Genomic DNA, 14,907 nt, shown 5'->3' on the forward strand with positions numbered 1-14,907 from the left:
AGACACGCGAGGATTGCGAGACAAACGCCACGATTCATGCAACGGTTTTAACCGCTGTGCCCCATCCAAGTCAATCACTTCGCCACAACAGCAGGACGATCTGATGTCAGAAGGTTCTGAAGCGGCTTGGGATAAACGCCGAGGATCAGGATGACGAGGGCCAGGGCACCGGCGACGGCTTTGGCGGGACCTGAGAAGGTCAGGGCGGGGACGTCGGTGCCTTCAGTGGTGTACATCGCGAGGATGGTCTTGAAGTAGTAGTAGAAACCGGCGGCGGCGGCGATGACGGCGCAGCTCATGGCACCCCAGCAGCCGTGGTCGGCGAGGCCGAGGAAGACGAAGAGCTTGCCGAGGAAGCCTGCGGTAAGCGGCAGACCGGCGAGCGAGGCGAAGGAGATGGTCATCAGCAACGCGAGCAGCGGGTTGCGTTTGGCGAGTCCGGCGAAGTCCTTGATGTCTTCGCCAAGGCCGTTGGCGCGCATGAGGCCGAGACCGAGGAAGCCGAGGACGGTCATGGGCAGGTAGGTGGCGAGGTAGAAGGCGACGACGCCACCGGAGGAGAGATCGAAGCGGGCGCTTTCGCGGCAGGCGAGGGCGAGGAGAAGGTAGCCTGCGTGCGAGATGCTGGAGTAGGCGAGCAGACGCTTGACGCTGGTCTGGAACATCGCAGGCAGGCTGCCGAGCAAGGCGGTGAGCGAACCGATGACGAGCAGGAAGCCCTGGATCTCGCTGCCAATGATGGAGCCTTCGGCCATGAAGGCGTCCAGCGCACGGGTGAGGACGACGAAGCCAGCGGCTTTGGAGCCGACGGACAGGAAGGCGGTCACGGGAGTGGGAGCACCCTGATAGACATCCGGAACCCACATGTGGAAGGGAGCGGCGGCGACTTTGAAGCCCAGCCCGCAGAGCAGCACAGCAGCGCCGAAGAGCGCGGTGGTTTTGCTGGTGGCAGGATTGGCGAGCGCCTTGGCGATGCCGTCGAAGCTCATCGTGCCGGTGGCACCATAGATCCAGGCGATGCCGTAGACGAGAACGCCGGTAGAAAGAGCGCCGAGGATGAGGTATTTGACGCCGGCTTCGAGGCTGAAGGCGCTTTTGCGGGCAAAGGCGACGAGGACGTAGAATGAGACGGTGACGAGTTCGAGCGCAACGAAGACGGTGACGAGGTCACGGGCGGAGGCCATCCACATCATGCCGGTGCAGACGATGAGCGGCAGGCTGAACATTTCGGCCAGTTTGCCATCGACGGTGAAGCGGGTGAGATAAGGGGCGCATTCGAGCGTGAGCCAGAGCACGAGGATGGTGATGACGAGCGCAAAGCCCTTGTAGAAAAGGGCGAGGCTGTCGAGCTGATGCCAAGGCCGGATGAATGCGGGCAGGCTGGCAGTGTCGTGCGGCACGATGGTCAACAGCAAGAGCGCGAGTGTGGCACCAGCGATGGCGGTGAGGCCGAGAGTGCGGCGGGAGATGTCGGGCTTGAAGGCCTCGAGCAAGAGGAGGACGAGTCCGAGAATGGCGAGGCCAGCTTCGATGGTGAAAACGCTCATGGCAGGACTACAGCGCGGATTTCATGAGGTTGAGCAGCAGCCAAGGGCAGCAGCCGGTGACAAGCAGCGTGGTGGCGAGCATGATGAAGGGCACACGCTGAGAGAACGCGGGATCGATCATGAAAAGGCCGGTGGCAGGACTGCCGTGGAAGATGCTGCGGTAGGCACGCAGCATGTAAACTGCGGACATCACCACGCCCCAGAGCGCCAGGATGACGGTCCATTGCAAACTGGTCAGGACGCCTGCTTTGAACTCGGTGAAATTGCCGAGGAAGATCAGCACTTCGCCGGCGAAGTTGGTGAGGCCCGGGAGGCCGATGGAGGCAAAGGTGCCAAAGGCGAACAACACGGTGAACGCTGGAGCATGGGTGGCGAGGCCGCCGAGTTTGTTGTACTCCAGAGTGCCCAGCTGATTGCGCATGCGGCCGCACAGGCCGAACAACAGCGCGATGGAGATGCCGTGTGCGAACATGAGGATGACCGCGCCTTTGAGAGCGATCTCGGTGCCTGCGGCAATGCCGAGGAAGATGTAGCCCATGTGCATGACGCTGGAGTTGGCCAGGGTGTTGTCGAGGCGGCTCGCATGGATGGTGACGAGGCCCATGACGAGGATGTTGCCCAGCAACATCAAGAGCAGCGCGTTCTGCACCCATTCCACATGTGCACCGTGCGGCAGCAGAGGCAGAGCGATGCGGATGAGACCGTAAAGACCGAATTTTTTCAGCACGCCGGAGTGAAGCATGGCCACGGGTGTGGGTGCTGTGGCGTAAGCCGGTGCGGCCCAGCTATGGAAGGGGAAGAGGCTGACGAGGGAGCCAAACCCAAGCAGGAGCACAAAGAAGATCTGCGCCTGCTTCGCATCGGGCAAGGGTGTAAGCCGGGCCTGGCTGCGCAGGGCTTCGAGATCGAAGGTGAGCTTGGAGCCGCCGCTGAATTCGAGCACCAGCCACACCAAGCCAGCGAGGAGGACGAGACTGCCGACACCGAGATAAATGGTGGCTTTCCATGCGACGGCCTTGCGCTGGGCAGGCTCTGCGCGGCCATGCAGCGCGATCATGAGGAAGGTGGGGATCAACGCGAGTTCGTGGAAGGCGTAGATGAAGAAAACATCCGTGGTGAGGAAGGCCCCGAGCGCACCACCGCCGATGAGCAGGGAGGAAACGTAGAAGATCGGGGGACGATCCTCAATCTGCCAGATGGCAGCGAGCATCACCAGCGCGCTGAGCAGGGCGAGGATGATGGAAATCCCATCCGCACCGACGGCGAAGCTGAGCGATGGATTTTCGAGGATCGGACGCGAATGGGTGAAGGCGAGGCCCGTTTTGCCCCAGTATTGCACCGCTGTGTACAACACGAGGATCAGATTGACGAAGGTGGCACCGAGGGATGCAGCGCGGGCAGGCGCACCGAGCCAGACCGCCAGAGCGGCGAGCAGCGGGAGTGCGATGATTAGTTCAAGAACGCTCATTCAGTTTCTCCATCAATGGCCCAGGCGGGGCAGCACAAACACGACAAGATAAATCACGGCAATGACGCCACCACCCAGCAGGAAGGTGTAGCCTTGCAAATGGCCACTCTGCAGCAAGCGGGTGGCGGCACCGAGACGGGCGACGATCGCCGTGGGCAGGCGGGCGATGAGGCCATCGACAAACACACGCTCCAAGGCGGTGACGATCCAGGCGAGACGATCCTGGCAGATGCGAACGATGACGGCGTAGATTTCGTCGAAGTAGAACTTGTTGGCGAAGAGCTTGATGCTGATCGGGTCCTTGTCCTTGCCGCGATAGAGGTAGATGGCGCCGCCGGTGCCGATGATGAATGCTGCGATGGAGGCAAACAGCACGGTGGCATGAGGTGGTTCATGCGCTGGTTTCAGGGATTGCAGGGTCGTGGCAAAGGGGTCCCAAGCAGAGAAGATCGAGAAGACCGCGAGAGCCACCAAAGGCAGACACATGATCACTGGAACCTCGGTGGCATGATGCGCGGATTCAGTGCGAGGCTTGCCGAAGAAGGCAATGATGACCAAACGCATCATGTAGAACGAAGTAAGAAGGGCCGTGAGGGAGGCGGAGTGGAAGAGGATGCTGCAGCCGCTATCATAGGCCGCGCCAAGGATGGCTTCCTTGCTGTAGAATCCGCTGGTGACCCATGGAAGGCCCATCAAGGCCAGAGTGCCGATGAGGAAGGTCCAGAAGGTGACGGGCATGTGCTTGCGAAGACCGCCCATCTTCCAGATGTCCTGCTCATGGTGGCAGGCATAGATGACGGCACCGGAGCCGAGGAAGAGCATGGCCTTGAAGAAGGCATGCGTGTAAAGGTGGAACATGGCCGGATGGCCAGGATTCGGGCCATGAGCCTCGTGGCCGTGCTGGGCAGCCATCGCCACGGCACCGACGGCCATGACCATGTAACCAAGCTGGGAGAGAGTCGAATAGGCCAGCACACGCTTGATGTCGTTTTGCTGCGTGGCCATCAAGGCTGCCAGCAATGCGGTGAAACAGCCGATGCCGGCGATGATTTCTGCTGCCAGGGGTGAAGCCTCAATGAGGAAGCTCACACGCACGAGCATGTAAACACCTGCGGCGACCATGGTGGCGGCGTGGATGAGGGCGGAGACGGGGGTGGGGCCTTCCATGGCGTCCGGCAGCCAGACATGGAGCGGGAACTGGGCGGATTTGCCTACCGCGCCGAGGAAGATGCACAGAGCGGCTGCCGTGGTGAAACCTGCGCTGTAACCGGGTGCCCCGGGGGCCAGCGGGCCTGATTTGAAGGCCGTGGCGAGATCATCGAGGTTCACGCTGCCGTGGTTGGCCCCAAAAAGCAGCAAAATGCCGATCATGAAGCCGAAGTCGCCGATGCGGTTGGTAAGGAAAGCTTTCTTGCAGGCTTCGGCGGCGCTGGCCTTTTGATACCAGTGGCCGATGAGCAAGTAGGAACTCAGACCGACGAGCTCCCAGAAGATGAACATCATGATCAGGTTTCCAGCCAGCACGATGCCGGTCATGGAAAACATGAAGAGGGAGAGCGAGCCGAAGAAGCGGGGCTTCGCATCGTCGTCCTTCATATAGCCGAGCGAGAAAATGTGCACCAGCATGCCGATGAAGCTGACGATGAACATCATGCCCCGGCTCTGCTTGTCGATCAGGACATCAATGCCTGCATGGAAATGGCCGCCGACATCGAGGAAGGGCAGAAGCAGCTTGTTGTCATCTTCCGCCGCCAGGAAGAAAAGGCAGGCGATGAAGGAAATGATCGAGGAACCCACCGAAATGAGCACGGAAGCCCCTTTGAGCTGACGGTGCCCCAGAAGGATGACGAGCGCCGAAAAGAATGGCAGCAGTAGGATGATGCTGGCGTGCATGCGGGCGCGTTATCCTTGAAGTTTGGTGACGGACTCCACATCCACGCTCTGCTTGGAGCGGAAGAGAGCCACGATGATGGCGAGACCCACGGCCACTTCAGCAGCAGCCACGGTGATGGTGAAGAACACGAGCGACTGAGCGGTGTAATCCGGCAGGCCGTTGACGAGGTGAAAGCGGGAGAAGCCGACGAGAGCGAGATTTGCGGCGCTGAGCATCATCTCCAGGCACATGTAGACGATGATGATGTTTCTTCTGGCGATGACGCCAGCGAGCCCCAGAGAGAACAGCATGCCGCTGACAACGAGATAGTGGCCAAGGGTGATCATGGGGCGCTCCTTTCGCGTTTGCTGAGAACGACGACACCGATCGTACCGACGAGCAGCAGCAGGCCGATGACTTGAAGGTGGAAGCCGTATTGATCAAAAAGGGTGAAGCCGATCAGCTTGGCGTCAGGCAGTGTGCCTGCTTTGAGGTCGTTGGTAATCGTAGGCAGCGCCGCTTTGCCAATCTTTCCGGCTGCCTCGGTCAACGCCAGAGGGGTGTTTTGCGTGGTTTTATTTGCCAGTCCCGTACCACCGGCGACCGCAATGATCTGCAGGGTCAGCAACACCGCCAGCAGCACACCGGACACGATGGCCGGGACATTCAGCTTCTTGCCCTCCTCCGTCTTAATGTCCAAGAGCATGATGATGAACAGGAAGAGCACCATCACTGCACCGGCATAGACAAGAATCTGGATGACTCCTATAAAATAGGCGTCGAGGCTGAGAAACAGCGCCGCGAGGCCGACGAAGCTGGCGGCGAGCGCGAGAGCGCAGGTGACTGGATTACGACCCGTGACGACCAGGAAGCCGAAGCCCAAGGTGATCAGTGCAAAGAGATAGAACAGCAGAGGGGGCATTACTTGAGCTCGTTCCACTTGTTCACCAGCCCCACGCGCTGGCCGCCGATTTCATAGAGGCGCTTTTTGTTGTGCACCATCTCCTGACGTGAGAGACCGGTGATGGCGTAGTCCTTGCGCAGGAAAATGGCCTGCTCCGGGCAGACCTCCTCGCACATGCCGCAGTAGATGCAGCGAATCATGTCGATGTCGAATTCCTTGGGTCGCTTCTCGACCTTGGCCCACGGATCATCGCTGGGGATCTCGCCGGGGATGATTTTGATGGCCTTGGGCGGGCAGATGAACTCGCAGAGCTGGCAGCTGACGCAGCGTTCGCGGTCCTGCTCGTCCGTGACGAGAGCGGGGGCGCCACGGTAGTGTTCGGGCAGATGCTCGTCCCACTTCTGCTCCGGGTATTCCATCGTGACCTTGGGCTTGCCCCCGGCGATCTGGAGGAAGGTCTTGATACCGTGCCCAATTGTGATTTTCAGCCCTTTCAGCAGCGTGGAAATGAACCAGCGTTCATGCCAGGCAAGTTTGGGACGTTGTACAATGATAGTGGCCATGTAGGAGCAGGGAACCGCAGGAGAACCGGGTTTGATTATCCGAACGTCCCGCAGTGCGGCAACCGCTATTTGTGAAAAATTTCACAAGGTCGGGCCGGAATCCCAAAATCAGGCCGAAATGGGCCTTGAATCACCTGAATGAGCGAGGGGAGGGCCAAAGCGCCCTTTGGAAGGCTGTTGGGAGCCTTGGATGCCCGTTTTCTTCGGCGCGGACTTCTTCTTGGCGGGAGCTTTTTTCTCCGGCTGGGGAAATCCTGCCTGCGCATAAGCAACCATTTGAGCAAAAATGCCTTCGCCAATGCCATCAACGCCCACCACGTTGGTCACATCGGCCAAGGGGCGGGCTTTTTGGATGGCCTTGGCGCGGACTTCACCAATGCCGGGAATCGCCATGAGCGCCGCCAGATCACCCTGGTTCAGCAGAGTCAGCAACTGGGCCCTTTGCTGGGTTACCAGGGTTTTGGCTAAAGCCTCCACCTTGGCCGAGGGTTTCTCCGGACCTTTTTTCGGGGCGGAGGTGTCAGCAGCGGAAAGCGAGAAGCTGAGAGCGAAGACGGCGAGAAATGCAAAGAACGATTTCATGAGAGAGATTGTGTATGATACCCGGTAAGATTATTAAAAATAAAGCGATGGTTGGCGAGTCAAAATTGTGGCGTGCCTCTTTTTTCCGGCATCATGGCAAAGCGGGCACAGGAGGCCATTTCATCCCACCCTAGGAAAGAACAACCCCGCCAGTCCCGATGAACAGCCCCATGGTGAAGGGTGCCGTTTCGTGGAATTCTCACCAATCAAATAAAAGTACTTAGAATTCCTATGGCGTTTCTAATTCATATCGGTTAGAATAGTTGGACTTACGGGGAAATGACCAATTCTGACCGCATCCGCATCTTGATCGTCGAAAACGAGGGCCTCGTGGGCTGTGACATGGCCACGACTCTAGGCAAACTCGGCTATGTGGTGGTCGCCATCTGTGCCTCTGGAGAGGAAGCACTGGAACGCCTGGACGAGTTTCGACCTGATCTAGTACTAATGGACGTTCATCTGGCGGGTCAGCTGGATGGCATTGATACTGCCCGTGAGCTGCAGAGCCGCAGCCATGTGGCCATCGTCTATGTCACGGCCTGCGCAGATCTGGACACCGTGGCACGTGCCCGCCAAACGCACCCGCATGGCTATTTGCTCAAGCCTTTTAACCACGATGAACTGCGCCTGGCCGTGGAAGTGGCTGCGCAGCGCCATTTTGAAGAGAATGAGCGCCAGCGGAGGGAGCACAGCTACTTTGAGGCTTTTCAAAGCCTGGCCGATGGCGTGATCGCTGCGGATCTGTCTGGAGGGGTGGTGTTCATGAACCCCTCCGCCGCCCGTGTCACGGGCTGGAATGCGCAGGAAGCCGTGGGCCGCTCCTTAAATGAAGTGTTTCGCATTTATCAGAGCACCGGTGAGCCGGCGGAGATTCTGTCAGCGGAGTCAGCCACGCAGGCCGCCGAACGTACGGTTTATCTCACGACTCTGGCGGGTGAACGTGTACCAATCCAGGACCGGACGGCACCGCTGCGTGATGCGCAGGGCCAGCTGACCGGGCTCATCATTCTTTTCCGAGCCGCGGCTCTGCCAGCGCCGGAGGAAACAACGCCCATCCCGAACCGCAGCACTGCGCCGCTGGTGGATGTGGTCGAAAGCATTTCGGACCCGCTGTTTGCGCTGGATGCCCGCTGGCGGGTGACCTATGCCAATGCGAGCGCCCTGCGCCTGTTTGACCGTAACCTGCAGAACATGCTGGGCCTTTCGTTGTGGGACATCATGCCCAGCGCCACGCGCGAGCTGCATCATGAGGCCTTCGCCCATGCCATGCTGCACCGCGAGACGGTGAACCGTGAGCTTTACCTCGACGAAAAGCAGATCTGGCTGGAACTGCGCGGTTATCCTTTTGGAGAAGGTCTGCTGCTCCTCGTGCAGGATGTGACGGCCCGGCGCGAGGAAGCGGAGCGCCGCAACCGCATCGACCGCCTGGAATCACTCGGACTGCTGGCGCGTGGCTTTGCCCACGATTTCAACAATTTGCTCACCGTGCTGCTGGGCAACATCTCGCTGGCGGAGATGCGGCTGCGCAATGCCATCACACTGCCGGAACTGCACACGGCCAAACAGGCCACGCTGCAGGCGCAGAACCTTGTGCAGCAGCTGCTGACCTTTGCCCGAGGTGGTGCGCCGATCAAAACTCAGATCCGCCTTGGCGATCTGATTGAGACCTTCTTTGCGCATCACACGCGCGCGAATCGCGTGGAGTACCGCATCGAAGTGCAGCCCGGCCTGCCGCAGATCGCCATTGATGGTGCTCAAATCCGCCGCCTGCTGAGCAATCTGATCCGCAACGCCGAACAGGCGCAGCCCGATGGCGGTGAAATCACCGTGCGCTGCTTTGCGCCTGACCACGCCGAGATGTTCCCCGGTGAAATGGTCACCGACACGAACTTCCAGCCTTCAGGCCTCGCCATCGAAGTCGAAGACAAAGGTGAAGGGATCACGACGGAGCATCTGCCGCATATTTTTGAGCCTTACTTCAGCACCCGCAAGGCAGACAACGCGACAGGGCTGGGCCTCACGGTCTGCGAATCCATTGCGAAAGCCCACGGCGGCTCGCTGACCGTCAGTTCCGAGCATGGCAAGGGCACCACGGTGCGCTTCTACCTGCCGCTGGATTCTGATGGTGAGGAAGCCGATGCCTTTGGCCTGAGCAAAGTGTTCGACGCGGCGCCGGACCTGAACGCCGCCAATCCGCGCATTCTGGTGCTTGAGGATGATCCGCTGGTTCGCTCGTTGATCGTCCGCAACCTCACTGGCAACGGCTTCGATGTGGCCGAAAGCTCCGAAGGCAGTGAAACGGTGCGCATGTACCAGGAAAGCGTGACTCAAGGCCGCGCCTTTGACCTCGTCATTCTCGACCTCAGCATTCCCAATGGCATGGGGGGGGTGCGTGCAATGGAAAAACTCCGCGCCATCGATCCTGAAGTTTTTGCCATCGTCTCCAGCGGCTACTCGGACGATCCGGTGATGGCCAACCCTGCCGCCTACGGCTTTGCCGCCGTGCTGCCCAAGCCGTACGAGCCCGCCGACATGCTGCGCCTTGTGCGCAACATCCTGGCCACACGTGGCATCCGTCGCGCATCGTAAGCGGGGCATGCGTTGACAAGTGCGTCTGGTTTGAGAAAGAACCTGCATGCGCGAACAGGATCTTCTCGACAAGCTGAGCAAAATTGAGCGGCTCTATGCCGGTGCCGCAACTCTGGGTGAGAAGGAAGCCGCCGCTGATGCCATGGAGCGCATCAAACGGAGGCTGGGTGAGACGGCAAAGATCGAGAGGCCCATCGAATACAAGTTCACCCTGGCCGATGGCTGGTCGAAAAAACTCTTCACCGCTTTGCTGAGGCGGTATTCGCTCAGACCGTACCGCTATGCACGTCAGCGGCGAACCACCGTCATGGTCAGAGTGCCGCGGAGCTTTGTGGATGAGACGCTATGGCCGGAGTTTCTGGAACTCAGCGGCGTGCTGCAAACCTACCTTGATGAAGTCACTGAGCGTGTCATCTCGGGTGCCATTCATGAGAACGAAGGCGAGGAAGAAGTGATTGCGGGTGAGTATCTGGGCTGAGGCGGGCTACTTTTCAGCCTGCCACAGGATACGAGCGGCATAGACGCTGTTGTCAGCGCCATATTTGTTGTCGGGCTTGATGACGATGTCAGGCCCGTTTTTCTGCATCCACTCGGCCACGGTGACCCAGGTTTCGTTTTCACTGACCTCACACACGCCGAAGTTTCCGAGCCGTGCGCCGCGTTCCGGCACCAGGATGCGTTCGGTTTCGCGTTTCACGGTTAGGCTGGCCTTGTCCACCTCTGCCATGAACAACGGGGCGCGATGGCGGAAAACGTGATCGTTGTTCGCGCCTTTGCGGGTGTAAACGAGGTAGAGATGATCTTTGTGCGCCACCCAGTGCTGCTGGGTGTTGTAGTTGCCCAGATCGCTGCCGTCAGTCCAATTCCAGCGTTTCGGTTCGCTGAAGTGCAGGCCGTCATCGCTGGCACACACGTAGCCTGCGGTGTCGTTGCGCAGGGTCAGATAGAATTTCCCCGCGCAGCGGATCAATGACGGTTCATACACGCCGCGTCCGGATTCCAATGCGAGATCGTTGCCCTGCTCAATGAAGCGCAGCGTGCTGCCGTCAAAGCTGCAACGCAGCACGGTGACGCGGTAGTATTTGTCTCCCTGACCCTTGAAATAAATGGGCAGAAGAATGTCACCGTTTTCCAGATCCACGCGCTGCACACTGCCGGCACCGGCGTTGTAAAACTTGGGGCCTGCGGGCATGGGCATCACCGCCCAAGGAGACCATGTGGCGTGCTGCGGGTCATAGACGGAGAAGCAGGTTTCGCGGGGGCGTTCGTGAATGACCTTGTTGCTGGAATAACGCACGGTGTGGCCGATGCCGAGGAGTTTGCCAGACTTGGCATGCCACTTCGGGGTGAAGTCACAGGCGGCCACGATCACGCCGTCAGGCTCTTCGCGCCGACCCAATGCTGCCGAGTGCTCGACCGGCCGGGTCCACGTCTTGCCGAGATCGGAGCTGCTCAGATGGTTCAGCGCATAAAAGACATCGCTGCCGGTGAGGAGGAGCTTTTGCATGGTCAGCACAACCTGCGGCGGGCTGCCGGGGATGGCGCCTGCACGGGGATGCACCCAGCACATTTTGCCGTCGTATCCTTTGGTGATTGTTTCGAGCTTCAGTTCATACGGTTCTGCGGCGTGCAGCACCGAAACGACGAGCAAGGCAGGAGTCAGCAGACGAATCATGCCCACTCAACGCACCGCAGCTGCCGGGTCCTTCGACTTTTGCGTGTCCCACAGGAGCTTCATGGCGATAACGCCGAGCCACGGGACGAGGCCTGCCATCGCCATTCCGAGATCAAAGGACTTCGTTTCATCGACGAGGCGGCCAAAGAGCTTGTGCATGGGGGATGACACCGCCCACACCCAGGTGCTGAGCAAGCCGGTGAGGCGCCCCACATGCCTGTCGGAAAGCTCCTGCACAAAACTGTAGTAGCAGGGGAACAAGGCCAAGGCTCCGGCACCGACGATGAGAATGGCCCCCATGAGAGGCCAGCCTTTGGGCAGCCAGAGCAGCAGCACGCTGAAAGACGTCATGAAACAAGCGCCTGCATAGACCCAACGCCGGGCGCCGTGTGCGGAGATGGTGAACCGCCGGGCGAGCCAGAGCGAGATGATCCCTGCGGCGATGCAGCCGATGTCCGTGCCGATGTAGTAGGCGGAGTTGAAGGCGAGGGCCTCCGTCTCCGAGTAACCACGCCCTTCCTGCATGAACTTCGGCAGCCAGACGCGGAAGAGATGCCAGCAGGTCTGCGCACCGAAGATCAAAATGGCCAGCGCCCAGAAGCGGCCGCCACGAAGAATGCCCCACATGCTCTCGCGTTTCGATGGATCATCCTCCACCACCACGTCCAGATCATTTTTGCGCATCGACACGAACCAAAGCACCACCCATATAAGCCCGATGAAGCCGATGGCTTCAAAGGCCAGACGCCAGCTGGAAAGCTCGTCCGTCATGAGCCAGATCATCAGCGGCGGCGTCACCACTGCGCCGATGGATGCGCCGCTTTGCAGCACGCTGTTTCCCATGGTGCGGTCCTTCGGCTCCAGCAGGGCAAACGTCGTTTTCAACGCACACGGCCAGTGCCCTGCTTCAAAGAAGCCCAGCAGCACACGACACGTCAGCAGCGGCCAGTAGCCTTCCGTCTGCGCCGAGGCAATGCCCATCAGCGACCATCCGCTGAGCACCACCGGATAAAGCCAGTAAATGCGAAAGCGGTCCGCCAGAAAGCCGAACACGAGCGATCCCACCGCAAAGGCCCAGCCGAAGGCCAGCTCCAAGTCGCCATACTGCTCCTGCGACAGATGGAACTCCTTCGTCACGCGTGTCGAGGCATTCGCCAGCGTCTGGCGGTCCATGTAATTGATTGTCGTGGCGAGCAGCAGGAGGCCGCAGAGGTACCATTTCCAGAGGGAGGAGCGGGGAGTGGGCATGTTGTTGAGTACGGGAGCAAATGGAGATCACTGCATTTTTCTTCTCATGCAAAAATCAGACCAACTGAGCTGAGTGAAATCGCGGCATTCGTGTCCGCGAGCTTCATTAGCAGACGGACACTTTTAGGGCCATGAGACTATCCTTCCCAGCTTTTGCCATCCCACGCGATCACGCGTTCCAGCATCTTCACCACTGTCTCGCTGAAGCATTGAAACAGCACCTCGCCTTTTTCGGCGGTGGCGGAGCGGGGATCGCCGACGTGGCCAGGCTCGCTGCGATCGGGCATGATCCAGCCGCGGGAGGCGGGCTCGAAGGGATTGCCGAAGGGGACGTCGCCGGTTTTTGACAAATCGACGACGAGTTCGGGGCGGAGGCGGAGCACCATGCTGGTCTCCCATTCGCAGGCGTGGCCCATGACGCGCTGCTGGATGGAGGGATCACGAGTCCAGGGTTCGGCCCCGAGGTTCCAGTAGGTGGCGAAGAGGAGCAGCAGATCGCTGCGATCACGATATTTCTGGCGGGTCTCAAACACGGCCTGCTTGCCGGGAATGTCGTTGCCGCCGTGACCATTCAGGAAGACGAGGCGCTTGAAACCATGGGCGATGAAGTTGTCCATCAGGCCGTTGAGCAGATCGAGATACAGCCGTGGCTCTGCGGACAAGGTGCCGGGGAAGTCCATGTGGTGATGCGAATTTCCGAGCCAGGTCAGAGGAGCAAACAAGACACGCTCCCCCAGCGCCGCTTCGGTGCGGCGGACGAGTTCGTTGGTCAGCATGCTGTCGGTAAAGACGGGCATGTGCCGGCCATGCTGCTCCAAGGCAGCGACGGGGAAGATAACGGGGGTGTTTTTGTCGAGAGCGGCCACGGCGGGCCAGGTGAGATCAGCTAAAAGCATCCAATTAGAACGCCATCAGCGATTCGTTTTTTGATGGACTTGCAACTTTGTTCAGGGCTGGAATCCTATCGGATGAAATCATGGCCCCGTCTTCTGCTTGGTGGGATACTCACTCTGGAGCTGGCGGCCTGTGGAACCTCCAGCCCAAAAAATGGGAACCTCCCCACGGTGGGATTGGTGAGTCAGGAAACCATCGCGCATGCCTGCCGTCAGCACACCGTGCGCCGTCAGGGCACGGCTGGATTTGAAATGCTGGTGGATGGCCGCGAGGCTTTTCTGGCACGGCTGGCCATGGTGGAAGCCGCGCAGCGCACGCTGGACATGCAGTATTACATCTGGAGAGACGATGTGGTCGGCACCACCTTTGCCGACCGTCTGCTGGCAGCCGCCGACCGGGGTGTGAAAATCCGGCTGCTGCTGGACAACACCACCGACGCCCAGGTGGAGGTGAGCTCTGCAGCACTGGCGGCGCACCCCAACATCCAGGTGGCCTTCTTCAATCCGATGACCGACCTCAAGGGCATCTTTGCCGGAAACCCCATTCCGGTGATCGGGGAGATCGACCGCATGCAAAGCCGCATGCACAACAAGCTCATGATCGCGGACGGCACCCTTGTCATGGGCGGCGGGCGCAATCTGGGAGACACCTACTTTGGCGTTGATCGCCAGCACAACATGCGAGATTTGGATTTCCTCGCCGCCGGGCCAGTGGTGGAAGCAGCTGTCAGGTCCTTTCAGCTCTACTGGCGTTCGCCGCTGACACGCATGGGTGATCAGACAAAAATCACCGATCGTGATCGAGAAACGCTCCAGGATTTGCGCCGCCACATTGCACGCAAAAAACGCAGGCTCGCCGCGAGGAGCGGCCGCCCCTTCCCCCTCTCTCTAAGCAGGGCGGAGTCATTGGACACCCTGCACAAGATCGTGAGTCGCATGATCTGGGCGGAGTATGAATTTGTGGCGGACCCACCGGAGCGCATGATGCGGCAGGGACACCTGCCCTCACCGGTATGGCGCAGCATTGAAAACACGGTGCGTGGCGCCAGATCCCATGTGGTCATGCATGCCGCCTACTTCATCCCTCAAAAGGACACGCTGGATCTGCTTCAGGCGGCCACCGCACGCGGTGTGCAGGTGCAGGTACTAACCAATTCGCTGGCTTCCATTGATGGGCTGGCTGCCATGGCCGGAATCGCCAACCGCCGCACGGCCGTGCTCGACTGTGGCATCAACCTCTTTGAACTCAACTCCCATGCGGCTGATCGGAAAGACTACATCCATGCTCGCAGACTCACGCCGCTGGGCATGCACACCAAGAGCTTCGTCGTCGATGACCGCCTGTCATTCATCGGTTCGTACAACATGGACCCCCGCTCGAAATACATCAATACAGAGACAGGTGTGATCATTCGCAGCCCGGCCTTCGCGGCCCGCATGAAGTCCTACTTGGTGCAGGGGTTGCAGCCCGAGAACAGCTGGCACATCACGCGAAATGCCAGCGGCTCGATCCTCTGGACAGGGCAGCTTCCGAATGGCTGGCGCACGCTGCTCTGAGCGCCTCC

13 protein-coding genes are annotated in these 14,907 nt (G+C 59.8%); 3 read left to right on the plus strand and 10 right to left on the minus strand.

What is annotated here, in order from left to right; all coding sequences use genetic code 11:
- Positions 1 to 74: 74 nt before the first annotated feature.
- From ACILSL_RS02305 to ACILSL_RS02335, 7 genes are all read right to left on the minus strand, one after another.
- The gene (locus ACILSL_RS02305; RefSeq protein ID WP_395730381.1) at positions 75 to 1,547 is read right to left on the minus strand and encodes an NADH-quinone oxidoreductase subunit N; all 1,473 of its coding nucleotides are present in this window, start codon (positions 1,545 to 1,547) and stop codon (positions 75 to 77) included.
- A 7-nt stretch (positions 1,548 to 1,554) separates the two neighbouring features.
- Positions 1,555 to 3,015: a NuoM family protein gene (locus ACILSL_RS02310; protein WP_395730382.1), complete on the minus strand. Its 1,461-nt coding sequence runs from the start codon at positions 3,013 to 3,015 to the stop codon at positions 1,555 to 1,557.
- Between the two features lie 12 nt (positions 3,016 to 3,027).
- Positions 3,028 to 4,908 carry an NADH-quinone oxidoreductase subunit L gene (gene nuoL / locus ACILSL_RS02315; RefSeq protein ID WP_395730383.1) on the minus strand — a complete coding sequence of 627 codons (1,881 nt, stop codon included), beginning with the start codon at positions 4,906 to 4,908 and terminating at the stop codon, positions 3,028 to 3,030.
- A 9-nt stretch (positions 4,909 to 4,917) separates the two neighbouring features.
- Positions 4,918 to 5,235, minus strand: a complete 318-nt coding sequence (nuoK, locus tag ACILSL_RS02320) for an NADH-quinone oxidoreductase subunit NuoK (RefSeq protein WP_294401205.1) — start codon at positions 5,233 to 5,235, stop codon at positions 4,918 to 4,920.
- A complete protein-coding gene (locus tag ACILSL_RS02325; protein WP_395730384.1) occupies positions 5,232 to 5,810 on the minus strand; it encodes an NADH-quinone oxidoreductase subunit J in 579 nt (192 codons plus the stop codon). The genes nuoK and ACILSL_RS02325 overlap by 4 nt, the downstream gene beginning before the upstream one ends.
- Positions 5,810 to 6,355, minus strand: a complete 546-nt coding sequence (locus ACILSL_RS02330) for a NuoI/complex I 23 kDa subunit family protein (protein WP_395730385.1) — start codon at positions 6,353 to 6,355, stop codon at positions 5,810 to 5,812. Before ACILSL_RS02330 ends, ACILSL_RS02325 begins: the two co-directional genes overlap by 1 nt.
- A 108-nt stretch (positions 6,356 to 6,463) precedes the next feature.
- Positions 6,464 to 6,937 carry a hypothetical protein gene (locus ACILSL_RS02335; RefSeq protein WP_395730386.1) on the minus strand — a complete coding sequence of 158 codons (474 nt, stop codon included), beginning with the start codon at positions 6,935 to 6,937 and terminating at the stop codon, positions 6,464 to 6,466.
- Positions 6,938 to 7,216: 279 nt separating this feature from the next.
- Between ACILSL_RS02335 and ACILSL_RS02340 the strand changes: the two genes are divergently transcribed.
- Together ACILSL_RS02340 and ACILSL_RS02345 are read left to right on the plus strand one after the other, a co-directional pair.
- Positions 7,217 to 9,526 (plus strand): response regulator, encoded by a 2,310-nt coding sequence (locus tag ACILSL_RS02340; protein ID WP_395730387.1) that lies wholly within the window; start codon positions 7,217 to 7,219, stop codon positions 9,524 to 9,526.
- Positions 9,527 to 9,572: 46 nt separating this feature from the next.
- On the plus strand, positions 9,573 to 10,004 hold the full coding sequence (locus ACILSL_RS02345; protein ID WP_395730388.1) for a hypothetical protein: 432 nt from the start codon (positions 9,573 to 9,575) through the stop codon (positions 10,002 to 10,004).
- A gap of 6 nt (positions 10,005 to 10,010) precedes the next feature.
- On the opposite strand, the gene ACILSL_RS02350 is transcribed toward ACILSL_RS02345, so the two are convergent.
- The 3 genes from ACILSL_RS02350 to ACILSL_RS02360 form a co-directional block, all read right to left on the minus strand.
- Positions 10,011 to 11,201, minus strand: a complete 1,191-nt coding sequence (locus ACILSL_RS02350; RefSeq protein ID WP_395730389.1) for a sialidase family protein — start codon at positions 11,199 to 11,201, stop codon at positions 10,011 to 10,013.
- 6 nt (positions 11,202 to 11,207) lie between these two features.
- Positions 11,208 to 12,449, minus strand: coding sequence for an MFS transporter (locus ACILSL_RS02355; protein WP_395730390.1), 1,242 nt, complete (start codon positions 12,447 to 12,449; stop codon positions 11,208 to 11,210).
- A 137-nt stretch (positions 12,450 to 12,586) separates the two neighbouring features.
- Positions 12,587 to 13,345, minus strand: coding sequence for a creatininase family protein (locus ACILSL_RS02360; protein WP_395730391.1), 759 nt, complete (start codon positions 13,343 to 13,345; stop codon positions 12,587 to 12,589).
- Between the two features lie 177 nt (positions 13,346 to 13,522).
- Between ACILSL_RS02360 and ACILSL_RS02365 the strand changes: the two genes are divergently transcribed.
- Positions 13,523 to 14,899, plus strand: coding sequence for a phosphatidylserine/phosphatidylglycerophosphate/cardiolipin synthase family protein (locus ACILSL_RS02365; RefSeq protein ID WP_395730392.1), 1,377 nt, complete (start codon positions 13,523 to 13,525; stop codon positions 14,897 to 14,899).
- Positions 14,900 to 14,907 lie beyond the last annotated feature (8 nt).

Origin of the sequence: Prosthecobacter sp. (assembly GCF_044222345.1) — a bacterium.
Classification (GTDB): domain Bacteria; phylum Verrucomicrobiota; class Verrucomicrobiia; order Verrucomicrobiales; family Verrucomicrobiaceae; genus Prosthecobacter.